Source organism: Acinetobacter sedimenti (assembly GCF_022601685.1).
In the GTDB taxonomy this organism is placed as follows: domain Bacteria; phylum Pseudomonadota; class Gammaproteobacteria; order Pseudomonadales; family Moraxellaceae; genus Acinetobacter; species Acinetobacter sedimenti.
The window spans coordinates 140,541-163,124 of the sequence record NZ_JAKUML010000005.1 but is presented as its reverse complement, the minus strand read 5'-3'; the positions used below and the strand labels follow the sequence as shown (position 1 = coordinate 163,124).

At 41.7% G+C, this 22,584-nt stretch carries 22 protein-coding genes, 2 tRNA genes and 1 pseudogene; 10 read left to right on the top strand and 15 right to left on the bottom strand.

Annotation, left to right across the window (positions count from 1 at the left end; translation table 11 throughout):
* Window positions 1-94: 94 nt before the first annotated feature.
* Together MKI79_RS04720 and mqo are read right to left on the bottom strand one after the other, a co-directional pair.
* Entirely contained in the window at window positions 95-412 is a 318-nt protein-coding gene (locus tag MKI79_RS04720) for a hypothetical protein (protein ID WP_241570901.1), read from the bottom strand.
* 141 nt (window positions 413-553) lie between these two features.
* Window positions 554-2,260: a malate dehydrogenase (quinone) gene (gene mqo / locus MKI79_RS04715; protein WP_241570900.1), complete on the bottom strand. Its 1,707-nt coding sequence runs from the start codon at window positions 2,258-2,260 to the stop codon at window positions 554-556.
* Between the two features lie 423 nt (window positions 2,261-2,683).
* Between mqo and MKI79_RS04710 the strand changes: the two are divergent.
* From MKI79_RS04710 to rluB, 3 genes and pseudogenes are all read left to right on the top strand, one after another.
* Window positions 2,684-3,481: pseudogene (locus MKI79_RS04710) on the top strand (segregation and condensation protein A); the annotation flags it as partial.
* Window positions 3,482-3,539: 58 nt separating this feature from the next.
* The gene (gene scpB / locus MKI79_RS04705) at window positions 3,540-4,130 is read left to right on the top strand and encodes an SMC-Scp complex subunit ScpB (protein WP_241570899.1); all 591 of its coding nucleotides are present in this window, start codon (window positions 3,540-3,542) and stop codon (window positions 4,128-4,130) included.
* A 42-nt stretch (window positions 4,131-4,172) separates the two neighbouring features.
* Window positions 4,173-5,120: a 23S rRNA pseudouridine(2605) synthase RluB gene (gene rluB / locus MKI79_RS04700; RefSeq protein WP_241570898.1), complete on the top strand. Its 948-nt coding sequence runs from the start codon at window positions 4,173-4,175 to the stop codon at window positions 5,118-5,120.
* Window positions 5,121-5,238: 118 nt separating this feature from the next.
* Here rluB and MKI79_RS04695 read toward each other — a convergent pair.
* From MKI79_RS04695 to MKI79_RS04685, 3 genes are all read right to left on the bottom strand, one after another.
* A tRNA-Phe gene (locus tag MKI79_RS04695) sits at window positions 5,239-5,314 on the bottom strand.
* A 172-nt stretch (window positions 5,315-5,486) separates the two neighbouring features.
* Window positions 5,487-5,562, bottom strand: a tRNA-Phe gene (locus tag MKI79_RS04690).
* A 109-nt stretch (window positions 5,563-5,671) separates the two neighbouring features.
* Window positions 5,672-6,058, bottom strand: a complete 387-nt coding sequence (locus MKI79_RS04685) for a GNAT family N-acetyltransferase (protein WP_241570897.1) — start codon at window positions 6,056-6,058, stop codon at window positions 5,672-5,674.
* A 288-nt stretch (window positions 6,059-6,346) separates the two neighbouring features.
* Between MKI79_RS04685 and hisB the strand changes: the two genes are divergently transcribed.
* Both hisB and hisH read left to right on the top strand, forming a co-directional pair.
* Window positions 6,347-6,940, top strand: a complete 594-nt coding sequence (gene hisB / locus MKI79_RS04680; protein ID WP_092621140.1) for an imidazoleglycerol-phosphate dehydratase HisB — start codon at window positions 6,347-6,349, stop codon at window positions 6,938-6,940.
* Window positions 6,940-7,557, top strand: a complete 618-nt coding sequence (gene hisH, locus MKI79_RS04675; protein WP_241570896.1) for an imidazole glycerol phosphate synthase subunit HisH — start codon at window positions 6,940-6,942, stop codon at window positions 7,555-7,557. The genes hisB and hisH overlap by 1 nt, the downstream gene beginning before the upstream one ends.
* Window positions 7,558-7,654: 97 nt before the next feature.
* Here the strand turns inward: hisH and MKI79_RS04670 are convergent, their stop codons facing one another.
* The 3 genes from MKI79_RS04670 to baeS form a co-directional block, all read right to left on the bottom strand.
* Window positions 7,655-7,939, bottom strand: a complete 285-nt coding sequence (locus MKI79_RS04670) for a hypothetical protein (RefSeq protein ID WP_241570895.1) — start codon at window positions 7,937-7,939, stop codon at window positions 7,655-7,657.
* A 136-nt stretch (window positions 7,940-8,075) separates the two neighbouring features.
* Window positions 8,076-8,762 carry a response regulator gene (locus tag MKI79_RS04665; RefSeq protein ID WP_241570894.1) on the bottom strand — a complete coding sequence of 229 codons (687 nt, stop codon included), beginning with the start codon at window positions 8,760-8,762 and terminating at the stop codon, window positions 8,076-8,078.
* 49 nt (window positions 8,763-8,811) lie between these two features.
* Window positions 8,812-10,434 carry a sensor histidine kinase efflux regulator BaeS gene (baeS, locus tag MKI79_RS04660; protein ID WP_241570893.1) on the bottom strand — a complete coding sequence of 541 codons (1,623 nt, stop codon included), beginning with the start codon at window positions 10,432-10,434 and terminating at the stop codon, window positions 8,812-8,814.
* Window positions 10,435-10,635: 201 nt separating this feature from the next.
* Between baeS and MKI79_RS04655 the strand changes: the two genes are divergently transcribed.
* Entirely contained in the window at window positions 10,636-11,103 is a 468-nt protein-coding gene (locus tag MKI79_RS04655; RefSeq protein WP_241570892.1) for a hypothetical protein, read from the top strand.
* 108 nt (window positions 11,104-11,211) lie between these two features.
* Here the strand turns inward: MKI79_RS04655 and MKI79_RS04650 are convergent, their stop codons facing one another.
* A complete protein-coding gene (locus tag MKI79_RS04650) occupies window positions 11,212-12,363 on the bottom strand; it encodes a YheT family hydrolase (RefSeq protein ID WP_241570891.1) in 1,152 nt (383 codons plus the stop codon).
* Between the two features lie 141 nt (window positions 12,364-12,504).
* Window positions 12,505-12,915, bottom strand: coding sequence for a nuclear transport factor 2 family protein (locus MKI79_RS04645; RefSeq protein WP_241570890.1), 411 nt, complete (start codon window positions 12,913-12,915; stop codon window positions 12,505-12,507).
* Window positions 12,916-13,395: 480 nt separating this feature from the next.
* Between MKI79_RS04645 and MKI79_RS04640 the strand changes: the two genes are divergently transcribed.
* The 3 genes from MKI79_RS04640 (at window position 13,396) to MKI79_RS04630 (ending at window position 17,834) form a co-directional block, all read left to right on the top strand.
* Window positions 13,396-15,198, top strand: a complete 1,803-nt coding sequence (locus MKI79_RS04640) for an acyl-CoA dehydrogenase C-terminal domain-containing protein (RefSeq protein ID WP_241570889.1) — start codon at window positions 13,396-13,398, stop codon at window positions 15,196-15,198.
* Window positions 15,199-15,392: 194 nt separating this feature from the next.
* Window positions 15,393-17,174, top strand: a complete 1,782-nt coding sequence (locus MKI79_RS04635) for an acyl-CoA dehydrogenase C-terminal domain-containing protein (RefSeq protein ID WP_241570888.1) — start codon at window positions 15,393-15,395, stop codon at window positions 17,172-17,174.
* Window positions 17,175-17,345: 171 nt separating this feature from the next.
* Window positions 17,346-17,834: a phosphate-starvation-inducible protein PsiE gene (locus MKI79_RS04630; RefSeq protein WP_241570887.1), complete on the top strand. Its 489-nt coding sequence runs from the start codon at window positions 17,346-17,348 to the stop codon at window positions 17,832-17,834.
* A gap of 47 nt (window positions 17,835-17,881) precedes the next feature.
* Here MKI79_RS04630 and MKI79_RS04625 read toward each other — a convergent pair whose 3' ends face one another.
* Both MKI79_RS04625 and MKI79_RS04620 read right to left on the bottom strand, forming a co-directional pair.
* Entirely contained in the window at window positions 17,882-18,268 is a 387-nt protein-coding gene (locus MKI79_RS04625) for an RcnB family protein (RefSeq protein ID WP_241570886.1), read from the bottom strand.
* A gap of 254 nt (window positions 18,269-18,522) precedes the next feature.
* The gene (locus MKI79_RS04620; protein ID WP_241570885.1) at window positions 18,523-18,978 is read right to left on the bottom strand and encodes an RcnB family protein; all 456 of its coding nucleotides are present in this window, start codon (window positions 18,976-18,978) and stop codon (window positions 18,523-18,525) included.
* Window positions 18,979-19,103: 125 nt separating this feature from the next.
* Here MKI79_RS04620 and MKI79_RS04615 point away from each other — a divergent pair, with 125 nt between their 5' ends.
* Window positions 19,104-19,511 (top strand): hypothetical protein, encoded by a 408-nt coding sequence (locus tag MKI79_RS04615; RefSeq protein WP_241570884.1) that lies wholly within the window; start codon window positions 19,104-19,106, stop codon window positions 19,509-19,511.
* 48 nt (window positions 19,512-19,559) lie between these two features.
* Here MKI79_RS04615 and MKI79_RS04610 read toward each other — a convergent pair whose 3' ends face one another.
* The 3 genes from MKI79_RS04610 to MKI79_RS04600 form a co-directional block, all read right to left on the bottom strand.
* The gene (locus tag MKI79_RS04610) at window positions 19,560-20,402 is read right to left on the bottom strand and encodes a tRNA threonylcarbamoyladenosine dehydratase (protein ID WP_241570883.1); all 843 of its coding nucleotides are present in this window, start codon (window positions 20,400-20,402) and stop codon (window positions 19,560-19,562) included.
* 130 nt (window positions 20,403-20,532) lie between these two features.
* Entirely contained in the window at window positions 20,533-21,369 is an 837-nt protein-coding gene (locus MKI79_RS04605; protein WP_241570882.1) for a TatD family hydrolase, read from the bottom strand.
* A 21-nt stretch (window positions 21,370-21,390) separates the two neighbouring features.
* Entirely contained in the window at window positions 21,391-22,500 is a 1,110-nt protein-coding gene (locus MKI79_RS04600) for an RsiV family protein (protein WP_241570881.1), read from the bottom strand.
* Window positions 22,501-22,584 lie beyond the last annotated feature (84 nt).

Here is a 22,584-nt window from a genome sequence, read left to right as displayed (position 1 = left end):
ACCATCGACATGAAAACCTCTATGCTAAACTACTCAAAGAATTAAGAGAGAATCCACTCTAAAGTTATCTAGACCCTATTTATATTTTCAACCGTTACAGCGCACCATATTGTTGCCACGTTTCATCCGTCGCAAATTGTGCATTGTGTTGCTTGATCTTTAGCAAAGCATGATGCTGAACAATGGATAAGATAACCAAAAGTACAAAGATGAAAGCATAGTGATGCAATCTATTTATTTTTGTTCGTTTAAACACAAAATACGTCAGTACAATGATCACGACTAAGCTTAAAAACAGATAAACCACCTGACCGCCCAATATCATGATGTATAAAGATTGAACTCCGAGAAGCAATATACATGCGACGATCGCTATCTTGCCAAATCCTGCACATAGTTTTTGATATTTCATTCTCTTAACCATTTATGCCACCAATTCACACACCATCAGCCACATGTCAAAAAACACATTTTCAACATATAAAAATAGGCTGACGAATCAGCCTATTTTTTGCGATCTTAGTCAGGAAGTTTTCCTCACTTCAAATCTTAGTTACGATGCTTTTACCGCAGGTTGCTCCGTTGCAGGCGCTTCAGCAGGTGCAGCTGCATCATTTGCTGGCGCTTTGTCTGCTGTACCCACTGGAGCCTGCGTCGTAGTTGCACCAACGATACGAGACTTGTAATTAAGACCTAGCGTTGCACTGGTATCCAAACGAATACGATTGAGCAATGCAGGATCAGCATTCAAGTCTTGTTGATACGATTGTACGATTTCATGCAACTTCGCATTCCATTGACCCGAAACTTGCTCAGGAAATGCTTTTTCCATCAAAGTCAGCATGATGTAAGGTGAAGTTGATGCACCCGGAGAAGCACCAAGCAATGCGGAAACCGAAGCATCTTTAGACACAAACACTTCTGTACCAAATTGCAATTTCGCAGGTTTATCCGCTTCTTTCTTGATGATCTGTACACGTTGACCACCCTGACTTAAACGCCAATCTTCGCCTTTCGCTTCTGGATAGTATTTTTTCAACTCATTCATACGATCATCATCAGTCATGGCAACTTGACTCATCAAGTATTTCACCAAATCAAGATTTTCCAAACCGACCGCAGTCATCGGAAGCACGTTGTTTTTATTGGTTGATTTAAACAAATCAAGCTGTGAACCATTTTTTAAGAACTTATTCGAGTAAGTTGCGAATGGCCCAAACAAGACATATTTTTTACCATCAATATAACGTGTATCAATATGTGGCACAGACATCGGCGGTGCACCAAGCTCTGCTTTACCGTAGACTTTAGCTGTGTGTTGTGCTGTGATCGCAGGATTATCTGTGATCAGGAATTCGCCACCTACAGGGAAGCCTGCATACTGTTTCGATTCTTCAAGTCCAGTCAATTGCAACAGTTTGATGGCTGCACCACCTGCACCAATAAAGACAAAACGTGTTTTCACGTACGATGTTTTACCCGTTTTAAGATCTTTAAACTGTACAGACCAAGTTTTGTCGTTATTACGACTGATACCAGTCACTTCAGTTGAAACATTGAGTTTAAAAGTTTGATGCTTTTGAAGATTCGCCACCAACTGTTTGGTGATCGAGCCATAGTTCACATCCGAACCCACATCCATACGTGTCGCAGCAACCGTTTGTTGTGCATCACGACCTTGCATGACCAAAGGCGCCCATTGCTTGATGACCGCAGGATCTTCAGTGATTTCCATGCCTTGGAATAATGGACTTTGAATCATCGCCGCATGACGTTTTTCCAAGAATTTCACTTCATCACCCCAGACAAAAGCAATGTGATCTACTGGATTGATAAAGGTTTTTGGATCACCCAAAACGCCTTGTTTGACTTGATACGACCAAAACTGTTTCGCCACTTCAAACTGTGACGCCACATCAATGGCCTTTTTGATGTCCATTTTGCCGTCTTTTTCAGAGGTATAGTTCATCTCCATAAAGCCTGAGTGACCTGTACCTGCATTATTAAAACCGTTCGAGCTTTCTTCACCGACAGCATCCAAACGCTCATACATTTGAATCGTCCAGTTTGGCTCAAGCTCAGTCAAATACGTGCCCAATGTCGCACTCATGATCCCGCCACCGATCAGCACCACATCGGTGACTGCGTCGTCTGGTTGAGTTTCGACTTGCTTCGATGCGATCGGTCTAAACAAATAGATCAATCCAATAATAGCAACCACTAAAATAATGATGCCCAAAATCTTTAGAAATTTTTTCATCAATTTATCCTCAAAAATTCCATGTTTCATAACATGCTTTATAAAAGCTTGAGGAGTCCATCAACTTTTTATAAAAAATGTCACACAATATCTTATTAATTATAAGTTGCTTGAGATGTATTCAGCTAGACATATTAGACTTTTGGCTAATATGTGAATTACAGAGAAATTGCGATTTCTAAATGAATTCTTTTTAAACTCATGTGTATTTTCTGCAAAGATTACTCATCAGTTCACATTTTTTCAGTTCATTATTTCCTGCAAATCGACTACAATTGACCAAAATTTTCGAAGTGACGTTATTTTAGGTCAATTCGGCAATCATGCTTTTGAAAATTCGCGTGGATATAACATCAGTTTTCCCATGACTGATACAAAGATGTGTACAAACACTGATTTGTACAAAGAATAGGTACAACAACCGTGACTGTAGAGTCTGTCATCACGATCCCTGAAGAAAAAATATCTTCAATACGTGTCTTAGATGAATATTATCAGGAAATTCCTGAGGATCTCTACATTCCGCCAGAAGCCTTTGCCATTTTATTATCTCAGTTTGAAGGTCCTTTAGATTTCTTGTTGTACCTTGTGCAAAAAAATGGTTTTGACTTGAAACATCTCGATATTGCACCGATTGCCAAACAGTATTTGCATTATATGGAGCAAATGAAATCGCTGAATATCGAGCTCACAGCAGACTATATGGTGATGGCTGCATTACTTGCCGATTTGAAATCACGACTATTATTACCAGTCCCTGAAACGGCAATCGAATTTGAAGATGATCCGAAAAAACAACTGATCGAACGTCTTGAACATTATTTAAAAATTAAACAAGCGGCTGAACGCTTGGCGATGCACAGCATTTTGGAACGTGACGTTTTTGTTGCGCAAGCTGATCTTGGCGAACGAGGTCAAGTCATTGATCGTTTTGACGTGACCGATTTGCATGATGCCTTAATGTGTATTTTTCAACGTCCTGATCCACACGTCCATCAAGTTGAGCATGAAGCGGTTCAGCTTGAAGACCGGATGCAATTTATACAATCACAACTAGCAACTGGCGCATGTATCGAATTTGGACGTTTGCTAAATCCGAGTCAAGGGCGTATGGGTGTTGTGGTCACCTTTGTCGCAGTTTTAGAGTTGGTAAAACAACAGCAAGTGACAATTGTGCATGATGGTGTAGAACGGACGCTCTCTATTCAGAGCAAGTCTATTCAAGATAGGTTCTTTCAAGACAAAACACTTGAAAATACCGATGGTCAAGGAGAAGCGAATGCAAAACACTTTTCCTGATCAGCCGACCAATCTCGATGATATGCACCATGAAGCCTTGATGCAGATTGAGGCGCTTATTTTTGCGAGTGACACACCTGTCAGTATTGCACGAATCAAACAGGCTTTAGGTGATCATTTTTCCAGTAGTCAAATCCGTCAATTGCTTCAACAGTTGGCGTTACTACAGCATGGTCGATCAGTCGAGCTGATCGAAACAGCTCAAGGCTTTCGTCTACAAGTTCGTGCCAAATATCGCCACATTATTCAACAGGCTTGGCCTGAGCGTCCTGTCAAGTTATCACCAAGTTTGTTAGAGATAATCGCTGTGGTTGCGTATCATCAGCCTGTGACACGTGCCGATATCGAGCAGATTCGTGGTGTCAGTAACAATAGTCAAGTTTTGCGTACTTTGTTTGAGTGGAATTGGATCAAAGAGTCAGGCTTTCGGGATGCTCCCGGTCGCCCTGCGCTCTTGGTGACAACACTACATTTTTTAAATGCTTTTGGTTTAGCATCGTTAAATGATCTCCCAGTTATTCAAGATCACAAGGAGGGCTTAGCACAGCTTGAGCATTCAAGTCCGTGCTAATGGAGTGATGTTGATGATTTTTATTTTTAAGGTTGTGCTGTTATGAGTGAAAAGCTACAAAAAGTCCTCGCCCGTGTTGGACTGGGTTCTCGTCGTTATATGGAAGAAGTCATTGCCGCTGGTCGTGTCAGTGTCAATGGTAAAATTGCCGAAGTCGGTCAACGTATCGAACACGGCGATGAGCTGCGTATCGACGGTCGTAAAGTGGATTATCAACTTGAAGATGATATTCGCCGTCGTGTCTTGGTGTACTACAAGCCAGAAGGTGAAATCTGCTCGAAGAATGATCCTGAAAACCGTCCAACCGTATTTGATAATCTACCGACGATTGCCAATGACCGCTGGGTGATGGTTGGTCGCTTGGATATTAACAGTACAGGTTTATTGCTATTTACCAATGATGGTGAACTTGCCAATCGCTTGATGCACCCTTCGAATGAAATCGAGCGTGAATATGCGGTACGTGTCATGGGTGAAGTGACGCCACAGATTCGCAACACACTGCTTGCAGGTGTAGAGCTTGACGATGGTCCTGCCAAATTCGAATCATTTACTGATCTCGGCGGTGAAGGTATTAACCGCTGGTATCAAGTCGTGGTGAAAGAAGGTCGTAACCGTGAAGTCCGTCGCCTGTTCGAATCTCAAGAGCTGAAAGTCAGCCGTCTATTACGTACTCGCTATGGTTCAGTGATTCTACCTCGTGAGCTTCGTACTGGTCGTTGGATCGAACTCGATAAGCACGATATTGATAATTTGACAAAACTTGTTGAGCTAAAGCCACGTCAAGGTACTGGTCTTTACGGTATGGCTAAACGTCGTACTGAAAAGATGAAAGTAAATCCGCTTCCTGCACGTCGTGGTGGTTACTTGCGCCAACAACGCCGTGACACAGAAGAAGCTCAGGCTCAGCCACAAGAAAAACCTGCGTTCAATAAAAAACGTAATTTTGATTATGCGAACAAAGGTTTCAAACGCTTTAAAGCAGATTAATAAAATCTTCTAATTGCCATACGACAAATCCCTTTGATGTTGAACATCAAAGGGCTTAATTCATTCTCAGCGCTCAAATATAAAAAGCCCTAAACATGTGTTTAGGGCTTTTTGAATATGGTGGCGTGACCCAGGATCGAACTGGGGACACACGGATTTTCAATCCGTTGCTCTACCGACTGAGCTATCGCGCCAATGGCGTGTATTAAACCGATTTATCCAACAAAGGTCAAGCTTGAACGTTTGCAATTCAATCAATTAAGCAGTTTTCGCTATCTTTAGCCATGAAATAGACAAAAAAAGAGCCCTGATGGGATCAGGGCTTGAAATCACAATACTAAAAATAAATACATGTATGTGAATATATGGTGGCGTGACCCAGGATCGAACTGGGGACACACGGATTTTCAATCCGTTGCTCTACCGACTGAGCTATCGCGCCGATGGCGTGTATTAAACCGATTTATCCAACAAAGGTCAAGCATTAAACTTGGCTTCACACTGATTTGACGACCATTTGCACACTTTTACAGCAATACAACTTTATCTTTTTAAGCAGGGGTAATTTTACCTAAATGCGCTAAGCAACGATGAATCGCACCACATCCAGGGCTAAAGGTCTGCACCCCTTGTTCTTCTTCGATACGACACACTTCACTGACCAAACGATCTGCGACGCCACGACCACGATTGGCAGGATGCACCACGATGTTTTGAAGTAGGCGATGGTTGCCAGTACCTACACTCCAAATCGCACCAATGATCTTGTCATTAAAAATCGCCGTATAAAGCACAGTATCTTCATCAAGCACTTTGTCCAACTGATTGACCGCATCTTGACCATCACTAAACTCTGGACTGGTTTCATACAGGCGTTCCACTTGATTGCGAACCATTGCATCAGATAACGATTTGACAGCTTCGACTTGGATTGGCATTGCGATGCTCCTTTGAGTATCAATAAATTGAGTATTGCGAAATGACTTGGACGAATAAATATAAAAACATATATTCTCAGTATAGCCCAAACTACACAATAAATGCTTATGCGGATTGATTCTGTAAATCTTTGATAAGATGCGGTAAACTAGGCGTGCAAATGTGTGACGATGTATTGCTCAAAAAACATACTTGATTGACTATCATTTCACATAACCAGCTATTATTTATATCTCATCAAATTATCATTGATGATTTTATTGTTCAATGTTTTAAGGAATGTGTCCATGACGCAACGTATCAGTGAAGTGGTTCGAAATACCAATGAGACCAAAATCAAAGTCCGTTTAAACTTAGACGGTACTGGTCAAGGTACACTCAACACTGGCGTACCATTCCTTGATCATATGATTGATCAGATCAAACGACACGGCTTATTCGACATTGATATTCACTGCGATGGCGACCTTGAGATTGATGATCACCACACGGTTGAAGACTGTGGTATTACGCTCGGACAAGCCTTTGCACAAGCTTTGGGTGATAAAAAAGGCATTCGTCGTTATGGGCATTTTTATGCACCGCTGGATGAATCTCTATCTCGTGTCGTGGTAGACATATCAGGGCGTCCGGGTTTGTTTATGGATATTCCATTTACTCGTGCACGCATCGGTACTTTTGATGTCGATTTATTCTCAGAATTCTTTCAAGGCTTTGTTAATCACGCCTTGATGACGCTACACATTGACAATTTAAAAGGCAAAAATAGCCACCACCAAATCGAAAGCACATTCAAAGCGTTTGCACGTGCGTTACGCATGGCGTGCGAGCATGATCCACGTGCAGCAGGTACGATTGCTTCGACCAAAGGTAGCTTGTAATGACCCGTATTGCTTTACTTGATTATGGCATGGGGAACTTACACTCGGCAGCAAAAGCATTGGAACACGTTGGCGCAACCGTTGATGTCACCAATGATCCAAAGCTGGTCGCAAAAGCGGATAAAATCGTCTTCCCTGGTGTCGGCGCAATGCGTGACTGTATGCAAGGGATGCATGAAGCAGGCATTGACGAGGTAGTAAAACAATCAGTTTTTAATAAACCTGTTCTTGCGATCTGTGTCGGCATGCAAGCCTTAATGCAACGCTCAGAAGAAAACGGTGGCGCAGATGCTTTGGGTATCTTTCAAGGGCAAGTCAAACACTTCCCAGAGATTGAACATCTAAAAGTACCACACATGGGTTGGAATCAAGTGCATCAACTCGATCCAAGCCATCCGATGTGGAATAACATCGCCGATGGTAGTCGCTTCTATTTTGTGCACAGCTATTATGTTGAGCCACAAGATCAAGCTTTAGTCGCTGCGACCTGTGACTATGGATTGAACTTCTGCACAGCGATTCATCAAGATAATTTGTTTGCGACACAATTCCACCCTGAAAAAAGTCATACCGCAGGTTTGCAACTGCTGAAAAACTTTGTGGAATGGAAGATTTAATCTATACCAAAGACAATCTATACCTAAAACAATAAAACCAAGCCATGTGCTTGGTTTTTTTATACCTTAGATTCTCAAATAAAGTGCAAATTTAAAATCAATCCACCACATGCCGAACGAGAAAAATAATTAAGCGAATTGGCAACGAAACCATTTCAAAGAAAAACTCAATCGCATAAACATCCCATGCACCTGATGAACTCTCCCGACCTTTGGAATATGGCGCAATAAAGTATGATCCAATAAACAGCCCAATCATCAACAGCAGTAGATAATAATCCTGCATGCCTTGCAGAAAAAATAAGATCAAACAATACCATGCGCCGATAAACAGCAACATGGCGATCATTCGTCTAAGATAATAATTTGATGAGTTTTCCACGATTCAATCACTTTTTATATCGCCCTATTATCGTCGAGGCAATTTAGTCCTGATACAAGGCAACCGAGCGAAGGTGTACAAATAGTACTTCGAACGAGGTTAACGCTGTAGCAGGATTAAAGTGCTTTGACGATAGTTATTCATCAGGATATTCAAAACGATAACCTACTCCATACACCGCTTGTATCCATTCATGGCGATTACCTGTTTGTGCAGCATCACTGATTTTACGACGTAGATTTTTGATATGACTATCAATCACACGATCTGCCACTTCATAGCTATCAGGATTGATATGATCAAGCAGTTGTGTTCTTGAATAGACATGACCGACATGTTCTAAAAATAACTCTAATAATCGAAACTCTGTTGGTGTCAAACTCAAAGCTTTTTGCTGATACCAGATGCGTTGTTGCGCCGCATCAATACGAAATAAATCCACAGTTTCAGGCTCAGCTTTACGTTCCAATCGGCGCATTACCGCTTGCACACGAGCAACTAATTCTTTTGGGCTAAATGGTTTACACACATAGTCATCTGCGCCCATATTTAAGCCCAGCACACGATCAATCTCTTCTGTACGTGCAGTGACCATGATGATTGGCAAATCGGATTGTTCACGTACCTTCCGACAAATCGTCAGACCATCCATCCTTGGCACCATCAAATCTAAAATCATCAGGCTCGGTTTTTTATGGTTAAAGGCATCATAAGCAGCTTGTCCATCATGAAACATGCTGACTTCGAAACCTGCTGCCTCTAAGTAGTCCTTGACCAGCTCCGCCAATTCCACTTCATCTTCTACCAACATGATCTGCTTCATGTGCGCTCCTCATATTTGTTTAGCTTAAATCCTGATTGATATTTTGAATCTAATCATTTTTTTGTAAATGTCGATTTAATCGCACTGTACAACGTAATCCGCCCAAAGGTGAATGTGAAAACTGTAAATCACCACCCAATATATGCGCAATTTGTTTCGACAATGCCAAGCCAAGCCCTGTACCGCCTGTACTTCGAGTGCGTGAATCATCGACTCGATAGAAGCGCTGACCAAGCTGTGCCAGTTGCGCATCACTAACACCGAGCGGACTATCATCAATATGAAGTATCCACTCATGATTGGTGACCTCACGGTGAATATGAATCTGCCCTTCCGCTTCGGTATAACGCACCGCATTACTCAAAAGATTGACAATGATTTGACGTAGTCGGTCGGGGTCTGAAGTGAGATAAATCGATTCTGCATCATCTTCATCCACAATAACTTTTAGCTTCTTCTGCTCAAACTGCGAGCTAAAATTAACTACTTCATTCAGTACCAATTGCCACGGTTGAATCTGACTCAAATAGCATGTCAACTGCTGTGCATCCGCTTGAGCCAAATCTGCCAAATCCTGTGTGAGTTTTTTCAGGCTCATGACTTGTTGTTGCATCCGTGCAAGGTGTTCAGGTGTGGCTTTACGCACACCGTCCTGCATCGCTTCGATCTGCGCCTGCAAGACACTTAACGGCGTTTTTAATTCATGTGAGGTATCTGCCACCCACTGCCGACGTGACTGTTCATGTTGATCCAAAATCCGTGCAAGCTGATTGATCACATTGGATAAATCGCCCAGTTCATCGTTACTCTGCACTTCAACATGATGCTGATAATTACCTCGACTCAATTCCTGCGCAGCGTGTAATAGCCGATGAATCGGTTTACGGAAAGTATTGGCGAGAAGCAGTGCCACCACCAAACTTGCCAAGATCGACAAGCTATAAATTAATAGCAAATAGCGTTGTTGATTGCTAAAAAAATTAATACTCAACGCATCGTCCACATCAATCGCAGGACGCAAGCCGAGATAACCAACCACCTTTTGATCGACGATAATTTCTTGCAAAGGCACTTCAGGTGTGACATCACCCATGACTAAGGATTTATCGGCATCGAACAATGACAAGCGATTGCCATAGCCCAAACGATCAGGCAATGGGATAATCCAGCGGCGTTGCTGCTCGGACGGTTGCGATGGGTTCGTTTGGTCATTATCTGTTAATGATTTTTGATTTTTCGGTTGTTCAGGTGGCCTCGCAAAAGGATCAAAATGCGACGGCATAAAACGATCAATGGTTGGCGATTGTTGATCAATTCGATTTTGAAACAATGCAGGATTTTTGATTAGATCATTTTGTCGTTGTGCGATTTCATATTGTTTCAACAACCACAAGGTGGCAAAACGATGTTTGCGCTCTTCGCTAATGTCAGTGTCTAATCGGGTCAAACTATTTTCAATCGCCTTTGTCCAACTGCCGTAGACTTGATAGATTTCTGCCAAATTATTATTAAGATGATCAAGCTTTTGCATTTCGACTTGTGTGACGTAGCGTGAGAAGTTTTTTTGCATGGTCCATTGCGACACGAACAAGCTGACCGTCGTGATCAACAACACAGTCAATAACACCGCTAAAAATAACTTCAGTGCAATCGTGACACGCCACTTCGGCATAGTTTTGTCCTTTTTAAAATTTTCGACCGCAAATTTAAACGCTGAAAAATCTCTTCATAATCTGTATTGTAACCAACATCTTATTCAAACGCTCTCCATTGTTTCTACATCATGTTTGTTTAATCTTTGCATATTCTAAAATGCATAAGAATGCTTTAGATCACACACTTTTATGCGCGTTTATTATTAAGGATACTTATGATGAATACTTTAAAAATCGCAGTGGCAAGTTTGGGATTGGTTTCAATCGTTGGACTTGCAGCATGTCAAAGCCAACCAAAACCTGCTGACCGTTCAGATCATCATCCTGACCGTAAAGAAATGCGTGGTGATGATATGCGTCACCATAACAAAGATCATCAGAAAGGCTTTGATCATAAACATGGCAAAGATGGTCGAGATCATGACGGTCGTCGTTTTGACAAACGTATAGCACTCACTGCAGAACAAAAAGCAGCAATGCAAACTCGTCGTGCAGAGCGTCATGCAACCATGCAAGCGCTACAAAAAGCATGTGAAGGTAAAGTTGGTCAAACCATCTCAGTTAAAGTTGGCGAAAAAAATTTTGATGGTACATGCCAAGTTCGCTTCAAACCAACCCGTATGGACAAAACTATTGCTGATCAAAAAGTAGCGCCAGTTGCACCAACTGCACCGGCAAGCAACTAAGTAAAAGTCGCTTTCTAATACTCAATCTTTCATCTAAAAAAAATAGTGCAGACCTCGATGGTCTGCACTATTTTTTTATCACTGTTGATCTTTAAAGATTACAAATAATTAAGACGCTTTCAGCTTTGAAGTCTTCTCTTCTTTTAAGATACGAGCATGTTGTAATTTCAAGAAGTCTGCCATCAGCTTGGTTGACCATGCTTCAGGATTGCGCATGCCTTCATAAAATCCGCAATGACTACCCTTTTTCGTGGTCACCACCATCACATGATCTAACTCGCGTACACGATCTTTATAGGGATCAAAGTTGCGAATATTACACACAGGATCATCTTCTGCATTTAAAATTATGAGTGGCACTTTGATCTGCTCAAAGACATGAATCGGATTGATCGCTTGATCATAGTCCGCATAGCTTGCATAGCCTGCAAACTCAAAATATGAACGATGTAATTGGCTCAATTCTTTTTGTGCGATGAGTTGTTTTAACCCTGTATTACTTTGCCAAACCGATACATGCGGATGCACAAATGTGTTCAGCACTTTCTTCGCCATATATCGACTATAAAAGCGATGCATATGATCAAAACCTGTTTCCAAATCATAACCTGGACACAAAGCAAAGGCAGCACGCAGTGGTGATTGCTCACCTTCTTCACCCAAATAACGCACTAACAGACTGGTTCCTGCGGAACTGCCCACACCGTACAAAGTCGATTGCGGATAACTTTGCTGAATATGTGCAATCTGCTCACGCAAATCATCAGGTGAGCCGAATAAGCAAAATTTACCCACAGGCATAGGCAGATTACCATGACCACGACGGACACATAACGCCACACGCCAGCCTGTATAGCGATGCAAATCTTTGACCAATTCACGCATCGAATCAGGTGAACCTGTAATGGTGTGCATCATCACAATCGTCGGCGTATCCGCAGGTAAATCTTTGCCATACCATGCAATCGCCGTCACACCACCATCTTGCATGGTGAGCTGTTCGATCTGATCGTATTCCAATTGCACATTGTTTTTACGAATCACATCAAAATACAGAAGATGCGCATGGGTATTGCTGAGCCACGGTGTCGGACGATATGGCACGGTAAGCTGAGGTAAATCAAGCTCAACCTGTTGGAATGCACCTAACTTCGAATAATACAGCGTTGGCGTTTCTGCACCTGACCAGCGCTCCACTTGACTCGATAGTTTCGGTAAAATCCGACATTTTATTTGGGAGAATAAATTCGATTTCAGCATAAATACACCTACGTTCACATGAGCAAAATCATCAGAAATTGAAACTGAATCAATAAAAGCTCAATCTATAACAACTCAATTCATAATGCATATCTTCAAATCCATTTCATAGATAAAAAAATGAATCTGAATTCAAGTACATTATTGCGGTTGGAACAATTTAATTCGTTCACCCATTTGTGCAGCCAATGCCTCAAGTCCACGTTTTGGACGAATCATCACTTCAAACTCAACAATCTGACCTTGATCATTAAAACGAATCATATCAATGCCTTTTAGCTTTGCTTCGCCGACATTGGCAGAAAACTCAAGCACCACATTGTGACCATCTTCACTCATAAATTCACGGTGATAAGTAAAATTTTCAAAGACTTGAATCACATTTTGCAAGATAAAACTCACTACCGCCTTACCTGGATAAGGATTGAATGCCACAGGTGAATAAAACACCACATCTTCTGCAAGTAACTCATCTAGTAGCGACATTTCACGAGTGTCTATCATACGATGCCATGTCTGTAACGCTTGGGTTGTTGATGCGAGTACGTTCATTTTCAAACTCCTTTGAGTATTGTTCTATACAACGGTTCTGTACAGCAGTTTCATACTGTAGATTGCGATCATGAATGATCAATTTCTAAACACACTATATTAAAAAACACAAATCTATGCAACTTGTTGCATAAATAAGAATGTGTCGCCACAGTCATGCGATAAAACACCTTATATTTAGATAATTTGCATTCTAAAAAGTATTACAAGACATGTTTTTACTATCTATCTTTAGCGTTTTTCTTTACATTAATGGCAATTATTTTGTTGATTTGAAAATGTTTGACTTCGAAGTCATAAGGATATGCCTTGAAACCCTTGTGCAGTCGCGTCATATATAGCACGATTGAGATACTTTTCAGATCCTGCGTTTTTTAAACCTGCGCAATGAGGCAACGGTTTGATCTTCGCACTGAAATCGCCTGTTCAATACAAATTTTTTAATAAAATCTGGTTAAACCAGTATTGAGGAACACACACATGCCACAATACAAAGCGCCCTTACGTGATATGCAATTTGTTTTGCATGAATTATTAAACGCTAGTGATCACTACGCAAAACTTCCTGCATACGCAGAAACAGTAAGCCGTGAATTGGTTGATCAATATTTAGAAACTGCTGCTGATTTCTGTGAAAACGAACTTGCACCATTGAATCAAGTTGGCGACCGTGAAGGTTGTACTTGGAATGATGGCGTTGTAACGACTCCGACAGGCTTTAAAGAAGCGTATCAAAAATATATCGAGCTTGGCTTCCCATCTCTTGCTGCCGAAGAACAATACGGCGGTCAAGGCTTGCCTGTTTCTCTTGGTAACGTGATCTCAGAAATGGTGGGTACGTCGAACTGGGCTTGGGGTATGTACCCTGGTCTATCGCACGGTGCGGTACGTACTTTAGAACATCACGGTTCTGATGAGCAAAAGAATACTTATCTTCCTAAGCTTGTTTCAGGTGAATGGACTGGTACGATGTGTTTGACAGAATCTCATGCAGGTTCTGACTTGGGTATTATCCGTACTAAAGCTGAACCTCAAGCTGACGGTAGCTATGCGATCTCTGGTGAGAAAATCTTTATCTCAGCGGGTGAGCACGACATGGCTGAGAACATTATCCATATCGTTCTTGCACGTCTTCCAGGTGCACCAAAAGGTACCAAAGGTATTTCACTGTTCATCGTTCCAAAATTCCATGTTAATGCTGATGGTTCTGTTGGCGATCGTAATGGCGTACGTTGTGGTTCGATCGAACACAAAATGGGTATCCACGGTAACGCAACCTGCGTGATCAACTTCGATCAAGCAAAAGGTTATTTGATTGGACCTGAGAACCGTGGTCTAAACTGCATGTTCACATTCATGAACACTGCACGTATCGGTACCGCTGTACAAGGTCTTTCTGCTTCTGAAGGTTCATTCCAAGGTTCTGTGACTTACGCACGTGACCGTTTGGCAATGCGTTCACTTTCTGGTCCTAAAGCACCTGAGAAAGAAGCTGATCCAATCATCGTTCACCCTGCTGTACGTAACATGCTATTGACGCAAAAATCATTTGCTGAAGCGGGTCGTGCACTTGTTTACTTCTTGTCTTTGCATGCGGATATCGTTGAGCAAGGCGCAACTGAAGAAGAGCGTAAATACTCTGACAATATCTTGTCATTCTTGACACCAATTGCAAAAGCATTCTTGACTGAAACTGGTTCAGAATCTGCGAAGCACGGCGTACAAGTATTCGGTGGTCACGGCTTTATCTCTGAACACGGTATGGAACAAATCGTTCGTGATACACGTATTGCGTGTCTCTACGAAGGTACAACTGAGATCCAAGCACTTGACTTGTTAGGTCGTAAAGTATTGCAAACTCAAGGTGCAATGCTGAAAGATTTCACCAAGATCATTCACAAGTTCTGTGAAGCAAACAAAGACAATGCAGATTTGAAAGAATTTGTAGAGCCACTTGCTGCACTCAACAAAGAATGGGGCGAGATCACCATGCAGATCGGTATGAAAGCAATGCAAAGTCCTGACGAAGTTGGTGCTGCTGCAGTTGACTACATGTACTATGCGGGTTATGTGACATTGGCTTACTTCTGGGCTGACATGGCACGTCTTGCACAGCAAAAATTGGCTGAAGGTTCAACTGAAACTGCATTCTACAATGCAAAAGTGACCACTGCTCGCTTCTATTTCAGCAAAATCTTGCCACGTACTAAGTCACACGTTGCAGTGATGGCATCTGGTAATGCACCACTTGCTGCATTGGCTGCGGATGACTTCATTATCTAAAATGATGATGTTGCGATTTCTGATTTGATACTTCGTCAAATCTTGAAATAAAAAGTGTAAAAAGGCTGACTGATGTGTCAGCCTTTTTATTGGCTGATCGCTTATAATTCTGTTGTTAAAATTTTTATGGTTCAACTGATAGTCAACACATCCAAGTGTCAGACTATTTAGACATTCAAAATAGGTAACTCAATATGCCAGTTTATAATGCGCCACTTACGGATATGCGCTTTATCCTTAACGATGTTTTCAATGCCGATCAATTCTGGCAAGCCAATGAAAAATTAGCGCACGTTGACTCAGCAACAGCTGAAGCCATCTTAGAAGAAATGGCAAAGTTTGCTCAAGGTGTCACCCTGCCACTCAACCGTACAGGTGATGAGGAAGGCGCACGTTGGGAAAATGGTGATGTGTTCACGCCTACAGGATTCAAAGATGCTTTCCGTCAATACGCAGAAGGCGGTTGGATCGGTCTAGGTGCAGACGAAGAATGGGGCGGTCAAGCAATGCCAAAAATGCTGACTGTACTTGCAGATGAGATGCTGTTTGCCACCAACCCATCATTCCTGTTGTATCCACTACTTTCTGTCGGCGCTGGCATGGCACTCAGTAGCTATGCCTCTCAAGAACAAAAAGAAACGTATTTGCCAAAAATCTATTCAGGTGAATGGTCAGGTACGATGTGCTTGACTGAACCACATGCAGGTACAGACTTAGGTATCATCAAAACCAAAGCTGAGCCAAATGCTGACGGCTCATACAACATCACAGGGACTAAAATCTTTATCACTGGTGGCGATCATGACTTGGCGGAAAATATTATCCACCTTGTGCTTGCAAAAACACCTGATGCCCCTGCTGGCTCTCGTGGTATTTCACTGTTCATCGTTCCAAAATTCATGGTCAATGAAGATGGTTCGATAGGCGGACGCAATGCGGTCAGTCCAGGTTCAATCGAACACAAAATGGGTATCAAAGCCTCTGCAACTTGTGTGATGAACTTTGACGCTGCAAAAGGCTTCCTCGTCGGTAAAGAAAACGAAGGGCTTGCTGCCATGTTCGTCATGATGAACTACGAACGTCTATCAATGGGTATTCAAGGGATTGGCGCATCTGAGTTTGCTTATCAAAATGCTGCACAATACGCAACTGATCGTATTCAAGGTCGTAGTGCGACTGGTGCAAAATCACCGGATAAAGCAGCTGATAGCATCTTGGTACACGGTGATGTACGTCGTATGTTGCTCAATGTTCGTGCAAACAATGAAGCTTCTCGTGCTTTCGCTGTGTACGTCGGTCAACAACTTGACATTACTAAGTTTTCTACAGATGCCGAAGCAGTGAAAAAAGCCAACAACCGTGTTGCACTTCTAACACCAATTGCTAAAGCGTATTTGACAGATACTGCATTCCAAGCGACTTTGGATGCACAAATGGTCTTCGGTGGTCATGGTTATATTCGTGAATGGGGCATGGAACAATGTATCCGTGATTTACGTATTTCACAAATCTACGAAGGCACCAACGGCGTTCAATCACAAGATTTGATCGGTCGTAAAACCATTAAGTGTGGTGGTGCATTCATCGCTGAATATATCGCTGAAATCCGTGACGAAGTGAATCAATTAGGTTCAGACTTGAACTTTATCAAAGATGCAACACTTGATGCTGCAACCGAAGTTGAGTCTATCACGCAGTACATCCTTGAGCAGTCTAAAGAAAATGCAGATTACTCAAATGGTGTGGCGGTAGATTATCTACACGCAGTTGGTCTACTTAGCTTTAGCTACATGTTTGCAAAAATTGCCAATGCTGCAAGCCAAAAAGATGGCGAGTTCTTTGCCAATAAAGTACAACTTGCACGCTACTTCGTTGCACGCATCTTACCTGATTTGAAAGCACGTTTAGTTCGTATCCAATCGAGCACAGACTTGGTGATGGGCTTTGATGCAGACTACTTTACCAATCAGTCTTAATTTGTTGACAGTACCATTAACATAAAAACCTGCTTCCGAGCAGGTTTTTTTATGCCCATCAACACGAAAATTCACTTCAATTCACAAGATTGGCATATATTTCGCTTAACTTTCATCATCAGCAGTTTTGCTATTTTGCTACTTTATTTTCCTATGATGTGAAGCGTATTGATGAAACGAGAAATTAAAAAGATCGAAAGTGCCTTGGATGATATTGGTCATTATCTAGTTGAAGCCTTTCATTACTTAATGTTGGCGTTGATTGGCTGTATGGTGATTTGGTCAGCTGTGCATACGACGATTGATATTTTTACCATTAAAAAATTCGCCACCATTGACGACATACTTTTGCTTTTTATTTATTTGGAATTGGGAGCAATGGTTGGGATTTACTTCAAAACCAATCACATGCCTGTGCGATTCTTGATATATGTAGCGATCACCGCATTGACTCGATTACTCATTGCCGATATTCAACACGATCATAAAGCAGATTGGGATTTGTTCATCGTTACTGGTGCGATACTGTTGCTCGCCTTTGCGATTTTGGTGGTACGTTTTGCCTCATGGAACTACCCTTCGGTAATCCGCAGTAAGCAAACTGATCGTGAGCTACCTATCGGCAAAACCCCACGACCAGAAGATGATGAGTTAGCTTAACTCACCATCTTCTTTTCATTTAAATGGAAATTTATCCATTGGGATGTTTAAGAACCCAAAAGCACGCTAGCAATGACACCTGTCACTACAGAGATCAACAGATATTCACCATCGACGTCTACCCAACGATGATCTCTCGGTGGTTTTGATAGATGACGCTTTTCCCAGTCATTCACATAATAACGGCTGTTGCGATAACGATCCTCTAAGCGATCGCCACGATGATAGCGTGCATGTTTTTTCTCATACTTGCTCGCTTTATGGCTATGTTTGTGAATGTGGTTATCGTAGCGGTTACGCTCATAGCTTCGATAGTGATCATGATCCTTGTGATAACCCCAAGCAGGCGCATGTGACGGTGGCGAAGCAAAGGCTACACTTGAACCCGCAAGCATCGTCAAACTCAGTACAATTGCACTTATTGACTTATTCATGATTATTCTCCTTTTTGGAATCGTTTTAATATAGGCTGAAAAAATCAAGCAAATATGGATGTCGGTTAAATTCATGCTTTAAAATGTAAAGTAATGTAGTCTTGCAATCATACATTTCTACACTTTATCCCCCACTAGTATGACCTCAGCTACTAATTCGTTTTTGCCAACTCGGTTCTGCCAATTCGATTTTCACCAAAAGAAAAACCGAATGTTCTTATGGAGCATTCGGTTTCTCACACTTTTTTTGCGAATTAAGAACCTAAGATGATACTCGCAATCACGCCAGTAGCCACTGAGATCAAGACATAATCACCATCGACTTTCACCCAACGCTGATTTTTTGGTGGTTTCGGAAGTTTATGCTTTTTATAATCGACAAAGTCATCACGGTATTGCTTTGGCAAGCGTTGACCTGACTTATATTGGCTTTGTTGCTTGCTGCTTTTTTTCACCTGAGCAGGTGATTTTTGTGCAGTTTGCCCTTTACGTTGATCTGCTTGTGCTTTACGCTCATTGCTTTGATTCTTAGTATTTGAATTCTTTGTATTTGAACTCTTTGTGTTTGAATGCTGTGCTGCATTTTGATGTTGCACGTTCTGATGTTGTGTATGTTTATCTTGCTCTTGACCTTGTGGCGCTGCAAAAGCAACGGTTGAGCCTGCAAGCATAGATAAACTTAAAAGCACTGCACTAATTTGTTTGTTCACGGTGTATGTCCTCTTGAATAAACATACTGTACAAAAGAATCTATGAGCAAATATGGATATTAGTTACTTATATGAACTAATATGTAAAATGGTGTAGTTTAACTACATAAAGTAGAGGTTTTACGTTGAACTTTGAACAAATTACGAATTTTCTAAAGCGTGTCCCAAGTATTGGAGAACAAGGTTTAATCGCTCATGGCGCAGATGGTGAGCATGCGTGGTGGGTCAAGTTTAAAATTGATGTAGAACATCCTTTGGCTTGGCAGACTGTGCAAGAGCTTGGACATGTCTTGAACTATCTCTCGACCAATGAACGCTTGCCGACACAGTTTTTACCTGTCTCACCGCCACCGTATATGAATGGAGAAGCGAAAGAATTTCTTGCTTGGGTGATTCAGTGTAATCATGCTGAATTTTCACCTGACGTCGTGGCTGAATGGCTTGAAGGTCGCCTGCCAAATCCTGTCGATGATTTGGAAAAATGGAAAATTGAAACGGATATTCAAAAGTTAGATCAAATGATTGAAAAATAATTTAACGATGTGGTTGAAGTAGCTTTCTTAAATATTAGATTAATGTGCCTATTGCGCTTTAGAAAGCTTTTTCAACACTTCAGCTACAGCCACCATCGCAAAGCTAGTAGTCACCACCACCGCAGAACCATAACCACCACAACGCAATCCTGCGCTTGAATCGACACCACACGCCTCAGCATTGGAAAAAGGATTATCCACCGAATACACGCAAGTAATGCCAAATTTTTCTTTTGGTTTTTTACAGATGCCTTTACTTCTAAGCTGTGTACGCAATTTGGCAAGCATTGGATCTTGCTCGGTTTTGGATAAATCCGCCACACGAATTTTCAGCGGATCCAACTTACCGCCTGCCCCACCCGATACAATCAGTGGAATCTTGTTAAATCGACAATGTAGTATCAACGCCAGTTTGGCTTTGACATCATCAATGCAGTCTAAGACTAAATCAGGACGACTTGCCAATAGCTCGGTGACGTTATCAGGCGTGAGAAAGTCATCCATGAGTTCAATCTGTATCTGCGGATTAATCTCTCGGCAACGCTGTGCCATCACGTCAATCTTGGCATGTCCAAATGTAGAGCTGAGCGCAGGAAGTTGACGGTTGACATTCGATGCGACGATCACATCCATATCTATCAAAGTAAGTTTGCCAACACCTGAGCGAGCCAATGCTTCCACCGCCCACGAGCCGACACCACCAATACCAATGACCATGACATGACTGTTTTCAAAAGTCTGAAAACTCGACTCGCCATAGATTTTATTGGCACCTGCAAAACGGCGATCATAATCCGTTGGCTGTGATACAGATTGATGGGAATCGTTTGGTTTATCTTGGCTTGAACTTTCTAGGCTTGAATTTTTTGGGCTTGGCAATGTGTCAGACATAGGTAGAATTTAAAGTTAGGCATTAAAACATGAATGCATGATTATACGTGAAAGCAATAGTGAAAAGCAGTGTGGCGAATCTTTAGCAGTTTTAAATTTGTTTTTTAATCTTAGATTCTTTTCTGGACTGTTAATTCTTGGATAAATGCAAACAATCTAAACTATTTTGCCAAAGCTGCGTTGCCAGTTTTGATTTATCCATTTTTAACTGATCTAAACCCAAAGCCTCGGCCAAACCATCTAAGACATAAGGCAGATTTGCTGGTGTATTGCGTGTTCTACGCTCAGTGGAAAGCTGACAACACAGCGGCGTCATATCGGGACAGTCTGTTTCTAGCACCAAATCTTCAACTGCTACGCTTCGCACCACGTCTTGCAACCGTTTGGCATTGGGATTGGTGATCTGCCCTGTCACACCGATCTTAAAACCTAATTTCACAAAGGCTTTGGCTTCTTCTACACCACCACTAAACGCATGGGCAATGCCACCATGTTTAAAATGATGCCGTTTTAATATCTTCAAAGCATCGCCATGCGACTTACGAATATGCAGTAACACAGGTTTTTCGAACTGTGTCGCTAAATCGAGTTGCGCTGAAAAATATTCGGCTTGAAGCTGTTTGATCTCATCAGTTTTATGACGTTTTTCAAAGCTGTCTAAACCAATCTCTCCAACCGCAACACAGTGATGTTGTTTTAGAAAATTTTCTAAATCATCTAAATGTTGTCGCTGATGTTGCTTGATATAGTAAGGATGCAAGCCAGGCGCAAGATAACTTTTGGGCACATCCGACAACTGACCTAAAAATTGATGCGTCGTTAAAAGGTCTGCAAAACGATTTTGCAAAAAGCCAATAAGAATCAACGCTTGCACGCCACTTTGATACGCCTGTTCGGCAAGCTGTTGCCGATCAGCGTCAAAGTCTTCCACATCAAAGTGGGTATGCGTATCAAACAGTTGAATCATCTTGATTCTGCCATCACGGCTTTATTTCGATGCCGACTTTTCAGCGTCGCTATTTGCACTGTTCGCTTTTTGAGCTTCAGTTTTTTGAGCATCAGCTTTTTCTAGCTCAGCTTTGGCTTGAACTGGTAAATATTGATCTTTAATCACACCTTGTAAATATTTATACGGAATCACCAACCGTGGTAAACCCACCGCATAAGGACCAATTTCATACTCACCATATTGCAAAATCAAATCTGTCGGACTTAAATAGAAATTATCCGTTGAAGTAAATTTCCAAAGTTCTTGATATTCATCCACATCCATATCAGGCTGAGTCGCCATAATCCACTGTTCAAAGGCTTGATGCGCTAGATCATTGAATTTGGCACGTTGTCCTTTGACCAAGATTTCATCAAGGCTCAATAAAGTTTCAGATTCCAACTCAAAATTGAAATATTGCTGTGCAGCACTACCATGTGCCCCGCCAACATAGTTTTCCGCATTGACCACGACCGTAACAATCGGTCCTTCAGGATTTAAAACTTGTGGTTTCAAAAATAAGGATAATTTTGCCGATGAGCCAAGTTGTTTGACTTCTTGTGCAAGTAGCAGGAATTGATCCACAAAAGGCTGTAGTTGATCAGGTTGATTCTCTGCTTGCTCTTTAGACTGCGCTTTTTGTGTGTTGATTTCTTCAATCGACTTGGTGCTGTCTTGCTCCTGTGCATTCTCTGCTTTTGCGTCTGCTACAGGATTTTGACCATCCGACTTTTCATCTTGACGTTGTTGATTGCTCACTGTGGTCATGTCAAAACCACGGACTAGATTTTTCACATAGTTTAAAACATACAAATCCACCGCTTGATCAAGCTTCGGATAATTACTGCTTAAATGTTGAATGGTAATCTCAGGGCATACTTCACCTTCGCATTCTGGAAGCTGAATCGGCACATCTTTCACTGTCGCATTGAGTCCAACTTCTGCTGTTGCAGCTTGAGTTTGCTCAACTTCTGGCTCAGGTTTCTTCTGACAAGCACTCACTGCACACGCCATCGCCACACTCAAAGCAATGACTTTGAACGGTTTAAGCTTATTTGAATGTTGTTGTGATGTAATCAAATGTTTTGCTGTGCTTAGCTTGTCTTTCATAATAACCCTTACTTTACGCATTACAATGATTCTGCTTGAATGATTCTATTTGAAAGCTTCCGTTTAAAAGCTTCAACTCAAGTC